The sequence below is a fragment of the Stenotrophomonas sp. ZAC14D2_NAIMI4_7 genome (assembly GCF_003086675.1).
Lineage (GTDB): Bacteria > Pseudomonadota > Gammaproteobacteria > Xanthomonadales > Xanthomonadaceae > Stenotrophomonas.
Window position 1 is genome coordinate 3831187 of the sequence record NZ_CP025995.1, and the last position, 14840, is coordinate 3846026.

The 14840-nt window shown below is 67.6% G+C and carries 11 protein-coding genes and 1 pseudogene; 3 read left to right on the top strand and 9 right to left on the bottom strand.

The features are described 5' to 3' along the window. Positions 1 to 72: 72 nt before the first annotated feature. Positions 73 to 738: a hypothetical protein gene (locus C1922_RS17475; protein ID WP_159092018.1), complete on the top strand. Its 666-nt coding sequence runs from the start codon at positions 73 to 75 to the stop codon at positions 736 to 738. Positions 739 to 748: 10 nt separating this feature from the next. On the opposite strand, the gene C1922_RS17480 is transcribed toward C1922_RS17475, so the two are convergent. The 5 genes from C1922_RS17480 to C1922_RS17500 all read right to left on the bottom strand — a co-directional run bounded on the left by C1922_RS17480 (position 749) and on the right by C1922_RS17500 (position 6409). Further along, a complete protein-coding gene (locus tag C1922_RS17480; protein ID WP_108750931.1) occupies positions 749 to 1519 on the bottom strand; it encodes a hypothetical protein in 771 nt (256 codons plus the stop codon). A 128-nt stretch (positions 1520 to 1647) separates the two neighbouring features. Then, positions 1648 to 2652, bottom strand: coding sequence for a class I fructose-bisphosphate aldolase (locus tag C1922_RS17485; protein ID WP_108750932.1), 1005 nt, complete (start codon positions 2650 to 2652; stop codon positions 1648 to 1650). A 185-nt stretch (positions 2653 to 2837) separates the two neighbouring features. Then, a complete protein-coding gene (pyk, locus tag C1922_RS17490; RefSeq protein ID WP_108750933.1) occupies positions 2838 to 4304 on the bottom strand; it encodes a pyruvate kinase in 1467 nt (488 codons plus the stop codon). Between the two features lie 261 nt (positions 4305 to 4565). After that, on the bottom strand, positions 4566 to 5234 hold the full coding sequence (locus C1922_RS17495; protein ID WP_108750934.1) for an HAD hydrolase-like protein: 669 nt from the start codon (positions 5232 to 5234) through the stop codon (positions 4566 to 4568). Further along, the gene (locus C1922_RS17500) at positions 5234 to 6409 is read right to left on the bottom strand and encodes a phosphoglycerate kinase (protein WP_108750935.1); all 1176 of its coding nucleotides are present in this window, start codon (positions 6407 to 6409) and stop codon (positions 5234 to 5236) included. Before C1922_RS17500 ends, C1922_RS17495 begins: the two co-directional genes overlap by 1 nt. A gap of 353 nt (positions 6410 to 6762) precedes the next feature. Here C1922_RS17500 and C1922_RS17505 point away from each other — a divergent pair. Continuing rightward, positions 6763 to 6855 (top strand): annotated as a pseudogene (locus C1922_RS17505) (IS3 family transposase); the annotation flags it as partial. Positions 6856 to 7311: 456 nt separating this feature from the next. Here C1922_RS17505 and C1922_RS17510 read toward each other — a convergent pair. From C1922_RS17510 to gap, 3 genes are all read right to left on the bottom strand, one after another. Next, positions 7312 to 8688, bottom strand: a complete 1377-nt coding sequence (locus C1922_RS17510; RefSeq protein WP_108750936.1) for a DUF3999 domain-containing protein — start codon at positions 8686 to 8688, stop codon at positions 7312 to 7314. Continuing rightward, a complete protein-coding gene (locus C1922_RS17515; protein ID WP_108750937.1) occupies positions 8685 to 11333 on the bottom strand; it encodes a DUF2339 domain-containing protein in 2649 nt (882 codons plus the stop codon). The genes C1922_RS17510 and C1922_RS17515 overlap by 4 nt, the downstream gene beginning before the upstream one ends. Positions 11334 to 11461: 128 nt before the next feature. Further along, positions 11462 to 12466 (bottom strand): type I glyceraldehyde-3-phosphate dehydrogenase, encoded by a 1005-nt coding sequence (gene gap / locus C1922_RS17520; protein WP_019660012.1) that lies wholly within the window; start codon positions 12464 to 12466, stop codon positions 11462 to 11464. A gap of 193 nt (positions 12467 to 12659) precedes the next feature. On the opposite strand from gap, the gene C1922_RS17525 reads away from it, so the two are divergent. Next, positions 12660 to 13289, top strand: a complete 630-nt coding sequence (locus tag C1922_RS17525) for an OmpW family outer membrane protein (RefSeq protein ID WP_108750938.1) — start codon at positions 12660 to 12662, stop codon at positions 13287 to 13289. 338 nt (positions 13290 to 13627) lie between these two features. On the opposite strand, the gene C1922_RS17530 is transcribed toward C1922_RS17525, so the two are convergent. Further along, a complete protein-coding gene (locus C1922_RS17530; protein ID WP_159092020.1) occupies positions 13628 to 14755 on the bottom strand; it encodes a diguanylate cyclase in 1128 nt (375 codons plus the stop codon). Between the last annotated feature and the right edge of the window lie 85 nt (positions 14756 to 14840).

The window sequence follows — 14840 nt, forward strand, 5'->3', positions numbered from 1 at the left end:
TCAATTTACGTCCATGACATCGTCTCTCTGCGTGCCACAATCGCAGACGGCACCAATGGACGGGAGCAGAATGTGGGCAAGCAACGCGCAGGCCTGGTCGCAGCACTTCTCGGGCTGCTGGTGCTGGCTGCAGCCGTACTGCTGCCGATCGGCAGCAATGGCAGCGACGTGCGGCCGTCGGCGCGCGCCGCCCTTCGGCCAGCATCCGCCACGGATGCCCCAGCCCTCCCTGCACAGGCAACCAGCGTGGCGCCCGCGCCATGGCGATGGCAGGCGACGACGTTGAAGGGAGCGGATGCCGCGCTGCCGCAACTGGCGTTCGAAGCACCGTTGGTTCCAGCGGGACAGCTGTCCTACGATCAGGCGCTGCTCGCACTCCGGAACGAGCATTTCGACCGGTACATGCAGACGGTCATCGAACAGTCACAGCGCGATGCGGATGCAGCGTCGGTCACCGCGCTCTATGCCCAGAACCTGCAGCAGGCGCTGCAGAACGCACCGGATGTTTCGCTGCAGCAGTTCGCCTGTGGCCTCAGGATCTGCGTAGGCAGCCTCGGCAAGCGCGACAACGGCGCAGACAACGGCGCGGGAAGGCTGTTGCAGCACGCACTGCGGCTGGAGGGTGTCACCCCGGCCTATTCGATGATCGAGCTGCCCGTGGAAAGCCACGGCGAACACCGCTTCATGTTTTCGCTGGACGAAGGCGTAACCGGCATCGAAGGCCCGTCACTGCCTTGATGGCGTGGGTCTACGGCACGTTGCCGCCATGGCGGTCGGGCGCCGCGGCGGGCGCTTCGCTGCGCTGGACATCCAGCGTGAACGCGCCCGTGTCCTCGTCACTCAAACCGCTGACCCTGAGGGTGTAGCGGCCGGGCTGCAACGCCAGGTGGATGCGCGAATCGGTGCCCTCGCCGTCCTCGTCGTCATCGTTCTCGGCGTCCTGGCCCTCTCCCTCCAGCGACAGCACGGTGTCGAACACATCCGAGCGCAGGTCGATGGTGTACAGGCCGGGGCTGTCCACCTTCAGCGTGTAGTCCTGCGTTTCATCCAGCAGCAGGTCGCTGATGCGGCCGGCGCCGACGATCGGCGTGCCGTCATGGGGTTGCAGGGTTTCGGCCCGCAGCCGGAACGGGCCGAACGCCCCTGCGCCATCGGCGCTCACCGCGACCTGGTAGAGGCCGCGGCCAGGGGCGCGGAATGCCACCACAGCGTCGCTGCTCTCGTAGCCGGTGCGGCTTTGGGCCACCACGTTGCCATCGCTGAAGACCGTGATGGTGCCACTGAGCGTCCCGGTCAGCTTGATGCCGACCCGCTGCTGGTCTTCCAGCGGGATCTGGTAGAGCTGGTAGCGGCTGCCATTGTTGAAATTCATGCCACTGCGCGCGGTGATTTCACCGGACACGGGCGTGTCGAACTGCAGGGCCGGCACCCTGGCCGTCGGCTCAGGCGAGCCGATGCGGTCGCAGCCTGCCACGGACAGCAGCGTGGCCGTGGCCAGCACGATTGCGGTGGTACGCATTGAGAGCCTCCCTGGCCTTCCCGGATCCCCCTTGCGCACAGGCCCTGCGCAAGGAAGCGCAACGATACCCGCAAATGAAGACGCCGGCACAGGGCCGGCGTCCATTACTGCTCAGGCGGTGGTGCGGCTCAGCCGTTCCACTTGCCCAGGGCGGCCTGGCCGTTTTCCTTGGCGCGCTCGAACACGGTCTTCTGCGCGGCGGCGTAGTTGCCCTTCATGTCCTTGGCCCACAGCTTCAGCGCGGCCTGCTGCATGGCGCGGCCGTAGGAGAAGCTGAGCGGCCACGGGAGGTTGCCGAGCTGGTTCATGGCATTGAGGTGGGCGGTGGACTGTTCGTCGCTCTGGCCACCGGACAGGAACACCACGCCCGGCAAGATGGCCGGCACGGTGCTCTTCAGGCACATCACGGTCGATTCGGCCACTTCTTCCACGTCGGCCTGCTCATCGCAGCCCTTGCCGGAGATGACCATCGAGGCCTTCAGGATGGTGCCTTCCAGCAGCACGTTCTGCTGGTACAGCGCGTCGAACAGCGAACGCAGGGTGGCTTCGGTGACTTCGTAGCAGGTCTCGATGTCGTGGTCGCCGTCCATGATCACTTCCGGCTCGACCATCGGCACCAGGCCGCATTCCTGGCACAGGGCGGCGTAACGGGCCAGCGCGTGGGCGTTGGACTCGATGCAGGTGCCCGACGGGGTGTTGTCGCCGATGTTGATGACCGCACGCCACTTGGCGAAACGGGCACCCAGCTTGTAGTACTCCTGCAGGCGCTCGCGCAGGCCGTCCAGGCCTTCGGTGACCAGCTCGCCCGGGCAGCCGGCCAGCGGGTGCGCACCCTTGTCCACCTTGATGCCCGGAATCATGCCGTGGTCGGCCATGTACTTGGCGAACGGCACGCCGTCCTTGGTGGCCTGGCGGATGGTTTCGTCGTACAGGATGGCGCCGGAAATGTGCTCGTTGAGCTTCGGCGTGGTCAGCAGCAGCTCGCGGTAGGCACGACGGTTCTCCTCGGTGTTCTCGATACCCACGCCGGCGAAACGCTTGGCGATGGTAGCGGTGGATTCGTCGATCGCGATGATGCCCTTGCCCGGGGCGACCATGGCCTGGGCGGTTTCAGCCAGCTGTTCGATGCTCATGTATTTCCTGTGGCGGGTGCGGGAAAAACACAAGTATAGCCCCGCTGCCCGTTGCCTCGCCGTGGAGGACAGGATGGAAACGCTTCCATGTCTGCGCAGGACAAAGGATGTCCTGCGGCATGGGGTCGGAGCCCCTGCGGGGGTCCGACCCCGGGCCGGCAGCGCCGACCCGATGCCGTCAGGGCTTACAGGTCGCCCAGGCCGCTGGCGCGGCCGTCTTCGCCCACTTCCAGCAGACGCAGGGTGTTGGTGGCACCCAGGGTTTCCATGTGCTCGCCACTGGTGAACACGACACGATCACCGGCCTGCAGCAGGTTCGATTCCACCAGCAGGCGGATGCTGCCGCGCGCGGCTTCGCGCGGGGTCAGGCCACGGCTGTCGAAGTTGATCGGGTACACGTCGCGCATCAGCGCCATCTGGCGGCGGGCGCCGTCATGGCGGGTGACCGCGAACACCGGGGCCTTGGCGCGGAAACGCGACAGGTAGCGGGCGGTGCCACCGGATTCGGTCATCGCCACGATGGCGCGCACGCCCACGTGCTGGGACAGGAACATGGTGGCCATGGCGATGGCCTGGTCAGCGCGTTCCAGGTTGCGCGGCGAGGCATTGAAGTCGGTTTCGGTCTGGAACTGGCGTTCGGCGCCCAGGCAGATGCGCGCCATGGCCTCCACGGCCTTCACCGGGTAGGCACCGGCGGCGGTTTCGGCCGACAACATCACCGCATCGGTACCGTCGATGACCGAGTTGGCCACGTCCAGCACTTCGGCGCGGGTCGGAATGGGGCTTTCCACCATCGACTGCAGCATCTGCGTGGCGGTGATCACGACCTTGTTCTGCGCCAGCGAGGCCTTGATGATCTTCTTCTGCAGGCCCGGCAGCTCGGCATCGCCGATTTCCACGCCCAGGTCGCCACGGGCCACCATCACCACGTCGCTGGCCTCGACGATCTCTTCCAGGTTCTCGATCGCTTCGGTGCGCTCGATCTTCGACACCAGGGCGGCGTCGCAACCGTGCGAACGGGCGATGTCACGGGCGTCATTCATGTCCTGCGCGTTGCGGCAGAACGAGACCGCGATGAAATCCACGCCGATCTTGGCGACGATGCCGATCAGTTCCTTGTCGCGCTCGGTCAGCGCGCCCAGCGACAGGCCGCCGCCCTGCTTGTTCAGGCCCTTGCGGTCGGACAGGGCGCCGTCGTTGAGCACGGTGTTGATGATGCGCTCGCCCTGCACTTCCACCACCTGCAGCTGCATCAGGCCGTCATCAAGCAGCAGCACGTCGCCGGGGCCCACGTCCTGCGGCAGGCCCAGGTAACTCACGCCCACTTGGCTGGCATCGCCGGGGCCGGCCTTTTCGCTGGCGATCAGGTCGAAACGGTCACCGGCCTTCAGGAAGACCTTGCCTTCGGCGAAGCGCTCAATGCGGATCTTCGGGCCCGGCAGGTCGGCCAGGATGCCCACTTCCACGCCCACGCGGGCGGCAGCGGCGCGCACGTCGGCGGCGCGCTTGGCCTGGCCGGACGGGTCACCGTGGCTGAAGTTGAGGCGCACCACGTTCACGCCGGCGCGGAACAGATCCTCCAGCACGCCCGGCGGGTCGGTCGCCGGACCGAGGGTGGCAAGGATCTTGGTGCGACGCTGACGCTCGAACATGGTGAATGGGCCTCTCCCGTGAAAGGGGGGAAATTAGCACATCCTTCACGCCCCATGTATACGGTTACACCCTTGTGGCGCCTGACTCTTCGGGACATGGAGCGGACATGCTCCGGACAGGGGACGGATGTAATCGGTTCCCGCCCTTGCACTGGCCCGGCCAGGGGGTTCAGAGCCCTCTCCCTTGGAGAGGGGTCCGACCCCTCGCGGGCAGCGGCGGCAGAGCCCTCTCCGCTGGAGAGGGATCCGACCCCTGGTGGGTCAGGCCAGCAGGGTGAGCAGCTGCGCCGGTTCGCGGGCCAGATGCCCGGCGCCAGCCTCGGTCAGCTCGGCTTCGCCGCCGAATCCCCACAGCACGCCCACGTTGCGCACGCCATTGAAGCGCGCACCCTCGATGTCCATGCGGCGGTCACCGATCATCCAGCACTGCGCCGGGTCCAACTGCAGCCGCTGCAGGGCCTCGCCCACCAGTTGCGGCTTGCTGCTGCGCGAGCCATCGGGGGTGGAGCCGATCACATCGTCGAACAGATGGCCAAACGGCAGATGTTCGGCAATACGACGGGCATGTACCTCGTTCTTGGCGGTTACCACGGCCAGGCGATGGCCCCGCGCATGCAGCGCACGCACGGTCGCTTCGATGTCCGGATAGACCGTGTGCTCACGCCAGCCCTGCACATCGAAGCGCTCGCGGTACAGCGCCACCGCCTGCTCCACCCGCTGCGCGTCGCCGAACAGCGGGGTGAAGGTGGTGCGCAGCGATGGGCCGATCCATCCCAGCAGGGTTTCCTGCGGTGGTACCGGCTGATCCATCTTCTGCAGCGCATAGGCAATACAGGTGGTGATGCCTACTTCCGAATCGATGAGCGTGCCATCCATGTCGAAGAAGAGCGTGGCACGCCCTTCCTCGATCTGTTGCGGCTGGATCGACATCAGGCGCCGCGCGCAGCCAGGGCAGCCACCGCTGGCAGGGTCTTGCCTTCCAGGAATTCAAGGAACGCACCGCCGCCGGTCGAGATGTAGCTGACATCGCCGGCGATATCGAACTTGTCCACCGCCGCCAGGGTGTCACCACCACCGGCGATGGAGAACGCCTTGGAGCGGGCGATGGCGCGGGCCAGGGCTTCGGTGCCCTTGCTGAAGGCTTCGAACTCGAACACACCCACCGGGCCGTTCCAGACCACGGTGCCGGCCTGTTCGATCAGCTGCGCGTACTGCGCGGCCGTCTGCGGGCCGATGTCCAGGATCAGATCGTCTTCGGCCACGGCATCGACGGCCTTCACTTCCGCCGCGGCGTCGGGCAGGAACTGCTTGGCGGTGACCACGTCCACCGGCAGCGGAATGGCTGCGCCACGGGCCTGCGCGTCGGCCACGATCTTCCTGGCGGTATCCAGCAGGTCCGGTTCGTACAGCGACTTGCCGACCTTGTGGCCGGCCGCGGCGATGAAGGTGTTGGCGATGCCGCCGCCGACGATCAGCTGGTCCACCTTGTTGACCAGATTCGCCAGCAGTTCCAGCTTGGTGCTGACCTTGCTGCCGGCGACGATGGCCAGCAGCGGCTTGGCCGGAGCATCCAGCGCCTTGGCCAGTGCGTCCAGTTCGGCCATCAGCAGCGGGCCGCCGGCGGCCACCGGGGCGAAGCGGATCACGCCGTGGGTGGAGGCCTGCGCGCGGTGCGCGGTACCAAAGGCATCCATCACGAACACGTCGCACAGGGCGGCGTACTGCTTGGACAGGGCTTCGTCATCCTTGCCTTCGCCGACGTTCATGCGGCAGTTTTCCAGCAGCACCAGCTGGCCCGGCTGCACGTCCACGCCGTCCACCCAGTCGCGCACCAGCGGCACTTCACGGCCCAGCAGCTCGGACAGGCGCGCGGCAACCGGCGCCAGCGAATCGGCTTCGCTCCAGACGCCTTCCTTCGGACGGCCCAGGTGCGAGGTGACCATCACCGCGGCGCCCTGTTCCAGCGCGCGCTTGAGCGTCGGCAGCGAGGCGGTGATGCGCTGTTCGGAGGTGATGCGGCCATTCTCGATCGGCACGTTCAGATCCTGGCGGATCAGCACGCGCTTGCCGGAGAGGTCGAGGTCGGTCATGCGGACGATGGACATGGGCAACTCTTTGGCTCGGGGACAGGATGCCGGTGACGGCAGACGGGCATTGTATCGGCTGCCGGTGGCGGGAGGGCCGATGCCTGCGGCAGGCAGAAGCGCACGGCAACAGCAACGGCCAAAGCCAGAGCCAGAGCCAGAGCAAGAGCCGGAGTGCTGGCGCTTCTTGGTGCTGTGGGTGGGCCGGGGTGGTGTGGGCTGGCAGGGGACGCCGTAAACCCTTCCATGAAGTGACCCCCGGGAGTTGGACACCTGATCCGACCCCGAGGTTTGCATGAATAGATATGAGGTTTGTTTCAAATTGCAGGTCGCCAAGGAGGCCTGTAACACCTCCACATCGGTCAAGGCCGTTGTACATCCGTTACTACAACGAGAATCGTATCCGCCTGAAATTAAAGGGCTTGAGCCCGGTAAAGTACCGGGAGCAGGCCGCGCTGGCCGCCTGATCCCCCACCTGTCCAACTTCAGGGGGTCACTTCACCATGGGGGCTTGGCCGCGGCATCCATGCCGCGGACACCCCTGCCAGCCCACACCGCCCCGGCCTCGACAGGTTCATGGGCGGAGCGGACGGCAACGGCCGAAGCAAGAGCGGTTTCTGATGTCGGTTGGGGAAAGAAGGGGTCAGAGCCGTTTTCCTGCGGAAAACGGATCCGACCCCGCAGCGAGTGCGCGCAGCGCGCGACCCGCTTTTGATTTTCTTTTTTCTTTTCCGTGGGTGGACGCACACGGAAACTGTCAGAGGCCGGGCGGGTGGGTTGGGCAGGGGTGTCCGCGGCATGGATGCCGCGGCCAAGCCTACAGGGACGTACTTGCGGCGTCCCCTGCCCAGCCCACCCGCCCGGCCAAGCGCATGAATCGCGTTTTGCGCCCACCCACGAGGGGCTGCGCCGTTCGCGGGAACCTACGCCGAAGGCGCAGGCTTCTGCCGCAGCAGGCTGACCGCCAAGCCAGCCACTACCAACACGCCCAATCCCAGCAGCGCCCACAACAACCACGCCTTCCAGTCGCGCTGCGGCCTCAACGCCGCATCGCCGGCCAGCGTCTCCGGGCCGCCTTCCAGCCGCGCCAGCGTCGGCTGCCACGACGGGTCGTTGCGCTGCCGCAGCTCTTCGATCAACACGGTGATCGGTGCTTCGGCCCGACGCGCGGTGGCGCTGCCCACCGCCAGCGCATACGGCGCAGCCCCCTGACTCAGGAACACCATCACTTCGGGCTGGTAGCCCAGGCGCAGCGTCGGCGTACCGCCGGTCTGCGCGGGATCGGCCACCAGTTTCCAGTAACGATCGCGGTACGTGCCCGCCAGCGGCTGCGAGGCCGACTGCTGGCGCTGGCCCGCCGCGCCCTGCTGCAACTGGTAGGCGATCCACGGCGCACTGCGGCGCTGCCATTCGGCATCGGCATCGTCGCGGCTGTAGAGAGTCCACTGCACCAGGCTGTTGCCGGTGCTGGCCACATCGGCGCGCGACACCGGGAAACGGCCATCCAGCTCAAAGGTGAATTCGCCCTTGCCCTGCGTGCGCGGCTGCAGCGGTACCCATTCCCACGGTACGGTGGCCGGTGCCGGCGGCAGTTCGGCCAGCACGCTGCGCAGCGCCGGCAGTGCGGCACTGCCCTGCGGCAGGATGCGCAGGTAGCGGGTGGTGCCATCGATCTGCAGGCGACGCTGCAGCAGACGCTTGCCGGCGCGCTGCAGGTCCACCAGCGGCACGTCACGGGCAACCGCGCGCCAGTGCTGCAGATCGTCGCTGGCATCGACCTGTACCTGCGCCTGCAGCGGCTGGCCGCTGTCGGCCCAGTCCAGCACCAGCGCCGCCAGCGGCTGCTGGCCCAGCACGCTGGCATCGACCAGCCAGCCGCCCTGCCCGTTCGCGGCCGCGCTGGCGCCCACGCGGGCTTCCACCCGACGCACGCGGCCATCGGTGTCGCGCTCGGTCAGCAACTGCAGATCGTTGCGCTGTGCGTCGGCCAGCGGCGGCAGCGCGAACCAGGGCAGCTCGCGCTGCACCGGTGCCTGCGCCAGTGGCTGGTCCGGCGCCAGCAGCGCCGACGGCAGTGCCTGGCCGGCGGCGTTGAACACCTGCAGGTCGGCCAGGTCGGCCGTTCCCGCGCGGCGGTAGATGGCCGGCTCCAGCACCACCCGGTAGGCACCGGACTGGGCGCTGGACAGGCTCAACGGCCATTGCTCGGCATAGTGCTGGCGGTAGTCGGTTGCCTGTGCGGCAACGCTGCCGGTGACGGCCATCAGCAGCGGCAGGACCACCGCGCTCCAGGTTTTCATGCGTTTTCCTCCACGGTTGGCGCCGCCGGCGGGGCCGGCGCCAGATAGCCCACGACCGTGCACAGCAGGCCGTAGGCAATGAACGATGCGATGCCCAGCAGGTTGCCCAGGTGCTGGCGGTCGATCAGCACCAGCTTGGCCAGCACCACGCCCATCAGCACCGCGCCCACCATCCACAGCACGCGCTGGCCACGCTTGGAGCCCCACACCCAGGCGATCACGCCGAGCACGCTCCACAGCACGGTCAGGCTGGTCTGGGCCAGGCTGGAACGGGCCATGCTGGCATTCCACGGCAGGCCGCCCCAGTGATGCACGGCGTGCAGCACGGTGCTGGTAAGCGTGACGAAGCCGACCACGGCCAGCAGCGGAACCCGCAGCCTGCGCAGTTCGATCGGCCCTTCGGCGCTGTACAGCCAGCAAGCCCCCAGCAGCAGTGCCAGCCATTGGGTCAGCTCGGCCGGGTTCAGCACAGGCAGCCAGGCCAACGGTGCGGCATCGCCCGGCTGCAGCAGCGCGGCCAGCCAGGCCAGGGCCAGCGCCGCGAACAGCGTGGTCTGCAACGGCGCGCGTGCGGCGGCAAAGCGCTCGCCCAGCGGCCAGCTCACCGCCATCCAGCGCCACAGCGACAGCGCCGCCAGCAGCAGCCACGGCAGGGTGACCAGCAAGGTGGTCCAGCCCTGCGCCAGCGCGGCCGCATCGCCGGCCCACAGGGCCAGCAGGGACAGCAGGCAGGGCCACAGCAGCAGCCACAGGAACTGCGCGATGCTGGCCACCCAGCCGTTGCTGCGGCGCAGGCACAGCAGGGTACGCACGCCCAGCACCGCGAACACCGCCCAGGCCAGCGCACCGTAACCGGCGAACGGCTGGGCATGGGCATCGTTCTGCCACAGCGCCACCGGGAAGGCCAACGCCAGCGTGCCCAACGCGGTCAGCGCCAGCGCGCGCGCGGGGCGGCGGTGCTGCAGTTCGGCGGCCAGCCAGCCGGTCACGGCCACCAGCACCAGCAGCGCATCGGCCTGCGACAGCAGCGGCAGGAAGCGCGCGATGTCATGGGCAAACCCGCCAAACCACCACAGCAGGCCCCACAGGTAGTAGACAAGGGCGACGTCATGGCGGCTGCGCTGCTGGTAGCTCCATGCCGAGGCAAACCCGGCCAGCGCCAGCAGCAGCGCGCCAATGGCCGTGGGGTTCAACAGGAAGCGGCCGTCGTCGTGCCAGTAATCGGCACCCACCACGAAGGCAAAGGCCGCGCCCAGCTGCAGCAGCGCGCCGGCCACCTGCGGCAGCCAACGCTGCTGGCGCAGGCCCAGCCAGGCCAGGCCCGCCCCTTCCAGCGCGAATACCGCGCCGGTGGCACGCGCCGACAGCGCCAGCGGCACCGCCAGCGTGGCAAAGCCCACCGCGAGCACCGCATGGGACTGCGCCAGCACCGTGTACGACGCACGCGCCAGCAGCGCGCGGGCCAGCACCGCATAGATCGCCGCCAGGCCCAGCGCACACAGGGCCAGGGTCATCGGCTGGGTGTGCAGCATGCCAGCCTGCAGCGAGAACGCCACCAGCGGGGTGCCGAACACCAGGCTGCCATCGACCAGATCACGCCGCGCCGCCGGCTGTCGCCGCGCGTACAGCAGCGGAATCAGCAGGTAGAAGGCGAAGAACAGCAGCAGGAACGGTTCGGTACTGGCGAACTGCTCCGGCCGGTACTGCAGCACACCCCAGAACGTGCCGATGCCGAAGGTGAAAGCGAAGCCAAGCAGGTTCAGTGCACGCCAGGGCCGGAACCAGGCAATGGCGAAGATGCCGGCATTGAGTACCGCGTAGTAGCTGAACAAGCCCACGTGGTTGCCGCTGCCGGTGGACAGCCACAGCGGCGCCATGAAGCCGGCCAGGATGCCCAGCACCGCCAGCGTGCGCGAATTCTGCAGCACGGCCAGCACGCACAGCCCGGCCACCAGGGCGATGGAGCTGCCGAAGGCAAAGCCCGCGTTGAGCAGTTCATAGCGCTTGAATGCGGCGAACACGGTCAGCAGCAGTACGCCGATCGCCCCGCCCTGCAGTGCCAGCGCGAACATGCGGCGGCGCTCGCGCTGCTGCCAGCCGAAGCCCAGCAGGCCCAGCGCGGCCACGGTAATGCCGGCCAGGCGCAGTTCGATCGGCACCACCAGCCAGCCCTGGTCGCTGACGTATTTCAGCAGCGCGGCAACGCCGGCCAGCAGCACCAGCATGCCGATCTTCACCGGCACGTTGCCTTCGGTGAACCAGCGTTTGACGGCGGCGGCAGCACGCTCGATGACGTTCGGCAGCGCAGGCTCGGCCGGCAGTGGCGGCAGCACGGGTTCAGGGGGCAGCGGCGGCGGCGGTGCGGGCCTGCGTGGCGGCGGCAGGGGCGCGGCCGTGGCAGCGACCACAGGCGCGGGCGCCGGCGCGGGCACCGGCCCGGTCAGATCGGCCGCAGGTGCGCGCACCGGCACGGCAACGGGCGCGACCTCCGCCGGGGCCGCAGGCGACACCGCGGGCGCCGCAGCCACGGCCTGTTCCAGTGCCGCCACGCGGCGGCGCAGCCCGGCAATCATCACCAGAGCCACCACCAGCAGCAGCGGAACGGCCAGCAGGGCCAGTACCGCCAGAACGATCAAGGCTTCCATTGCGTGTCTTTCCTCCGCACCCGCGCCCCAACGGCAGCGGTCGACCCCGCCCATGCTACGGCATGCCCGGACCCCATAAACGACGAACCCCGGCCAGGCCGGGGTTCGTGCGGCGATCTTCGCAGGCCTTACTTGGCCGCGACGACCTTGGCCATTTCCAGGCACTTGTTGGAATAGCCCCACTCGTTGTCGTACCACGACACGAGCTTGACGAAGGTGCCGTCCAGGGCGATGCCGGCGTCGGCATCGAACACCGAGGTGTGGGTCTCACCGACGAAATCGGTGGCCACCACCTTGTCTTCGGTGTAGCCCAGGATGCCCTTCAGCGCGCCTTCGCTCTGTGCCTTCACTTCGGCGCAGATCTCGGCGTAGGTGGCTTCCTTTTCCAGCTCGACGGTCAGATCGACCACCGACACGTCCGAAGTCGGCACGCGGAAGCTCATGCCGGTCAGCTTCTTGTTCAGTTCCGGAATGACCACGCCCACGGCCTTGGCCGCACCGGTGGACGAGGGAATGATGTTTTCCAGGATGCCACGGCCGCCGCGCCAGTCCTTGTTGGACGGGCCGTCAACGGTCTTCTGGGTGGCGGTTGCCGCGTGCACGGTGGTCATCAGGCCACGCTTGATGCCCCACTTGTCGTTGATGACCTTGGCCAGCGGGGCCAGGCAGTTGGTGGTGCACGACGCGTTGGAAATGATGGCCTGGCCGGCGTAGGTCTTGTCGTTCACGCCGAACACGAACATCGGCGTGTCGTCCTTGGACGGGGCCGACATGATCACCTTCTTCGCGCCCGCATCGATGTGCTTCTGCGCGGTTTCCTTGGTCAGGAACAGGCCGGTGGCTTCCAGCACCACGTCGGCGCCGACTTCGTCCCACTTCAGGTTGGCCGGATCGCGTTCCTGGGTCAGGCGGATCTTCTTGCCGTTCACCAGCAGGTCGTTGCCCTGCACGGCCACGTCGGCCTTGAAGCGGCCGTGCACGGAGTCGTACTTGAGCATGTACGCCAGGTAGTCCGGCTCCAGCAGATCGTTGATGGCCACGATTTCGATGTCGTCGCCGAAGTTCAGCACCGCCGAGCGCAGGACGTTGCGACCGATGCGACCGAAACCGTTGATACCAACCTTGATTGCCATGTTCTCAAGCTCCTGCGGCCGCGACGGGTGCGGCGGGATGGATAGGGCCCCCAAGTCTAGCAAACCGGGCCTGACCACCGTGGGCCAGACCCCATGCTGGCAGGGGCCGCCGGGGGGATTTGATCCGGATCAAAGCGTTAGCGCGGCGTGAGGCCGACACTGGCCCCATCAACCCCGCAACGAGAACACCCCCATGCGCACGCCTTCCCCCCTGATCCTGGCCAGCCTGGCCACCGCCCTGTCGCTGGCTGCTGCCCCGGCCATGGCGCAGTCCAAGGGCGACTGGACCGTTTCGGCCGGCGTCCACCAGGTCGCACCGAAGTCCAACAACGGCTCGCTGGCCGGCGGCACCCTGAAGGTGGACGTGGACAATGACGTGAAGCCGACCATTACCGGCGAATACTTCATTGCCGACAACCTGGGCATTGAAGTGCTGGCCGCGCTGCCGTTCAAGCACGACATCAACATCACTGGCCTGGGCCGGGTGGGCAGCAGCAAGCAGCTGCCGCCAGTGGTCACCCTGCAGTACCACTTCAACAGCACAGGCAAGGTGTCCCCGTTCGTGGGTGCCGGCCTGAACTACACCACCTTCTTCAGCGAGGACACCACCGGCGCGCTGGCGGGCAGCAAGCTGAAGCTGGAAGATTCCTGGGGCCTGGCCGCGCATGCCGGCGTGGACTTCGCCATTGGCGAAAAGGGCGCCCTGCGCGTGGACATGCGCTGGATCGACATCGACAGCAAGGTGAAGCTGGACGGCGAGAAGATCGGCACGGTGAACATCGATCCGCTGGTGTACGGCGTGTCGTACGTCTTCAAGTTCTAAACCACAAACGCTCGCAGCATGTTGCCCCGGTGTGTGTGCCGGGGCTTTTTTTATTGGGCGGGGCGGGTGGATTGCTCGGGACACGCCGCAAGTACGTCCATGTAGGCTCGTAGGCGCCATCCATGGCTTGTGTTGGCCGGGTGTGTGGGCGGGGGTTTTTTTATTTGGGTGGGGCGGGGTGGTGCCTGGGGACACCCCAAAGGTCCTCCATGATAGGCTCGTAGGCCCATCCATGGCGCCTGCGGTCCCGAGCAATCCACCCGCCCCGCCCTTCCCATTTCCGCGCGCGTGCCAGCGAAGTCAATATCCGCGCGCATGAGTTGAGTGGACATTGGATTTCATTGGTCCGCGGCCACTTCCACCCGGTTGCGGCCGGCGGCCTTGGCGCGGTAGAGCGCCTGGTCGGCCCTGCCCAGCGCCTGTTCGAGGGTGTCGCCGCCGTCGTCATGCCAGCGCGCCACGCCGATGCTGACGCTGACCACCGAGGCGGCATCGGAATCGGCATGGGCGATCGCCAGCGCCTGCACCTGCTGGCGCAACTGTTCGAACGGCGCCGACTGCGGCTGGCCCGGCTGCCAATGGCCCAGCGCCACGAACTCTTCGCCACCATAGCGCGCCACCACCGAATCCCTGTCATGCAGCTGCGCAGACAACGCCGCGGCCACCGCGTGCAGCACGGTGTCGCCGGCGGGGTGCCCGTGGTGGTCGTTGTAGCGCTTGAAGTAATCGATGTCGATCATGGCGATGCGCAGCGCGCCACGTGGGTGCGGCGTGCGCAGGTAGCGCTGGAAGATCTGCCGTGCACGACGGTCGAAGGCGCGGCGGTTCAGCAGGCCGGTCAGGCCGTCGTGGTTGGCCAGCGCGTCCAGCCGCTGCTCGGCAATGAAGGTGGCACGTGCCTGGCGCTCGGAGATGTAGCACCCCACCATGCCGGCCACGTGCGTGGCCAGCACGAACATCAACGCCTCGGCCAGGGCCGGCCCCGCGGGCAGCACGTTCACTTCGGCCAGCACGAAGGCGGCGCTGATGACCGTGCCGTTGAACGTGGCCACCCTGAAGCGCAATCCGCACAGGAAATAGTTGAACAGCAGGAACAGGCTGACGCCTTCGTAGGGGTAACCGGTTTCGGCGTGGTGCGCGGTCCACACCATGGCCACCAGCGCCAACCCGCTGCACAGCACCATGGCCCCGCCGATGTACTGCTGGTGGCGGCGCCAGGCCGGCAGATAGGTCATCACCACGCCCACCAGCAATGCCGGCAGCAGCACGCCCAGCCGCCAGCGCAGCACCAAGGCGCCGATGTCGGGCGGCAACCATTGCTGGTCCAGCGCAATGAACAGCAGCGAGAAGCAGGCCGCCACGGCGCAGGCCCAGCGCATGCGCCACAGCACCTGCGCATCGAAGGCGGCGGCAAACCCGGATTCGTCGATCGGTACAGCCGTAACGCGCCTGTCGGTGCTGGTCATCGCCGTCCCCATGCGTGGCCGCGCCAGCCTAGCGACACGCGGATCAACGCGGCGTCGGCAGCGGGTCGCCGCCGACGCGCCGCGT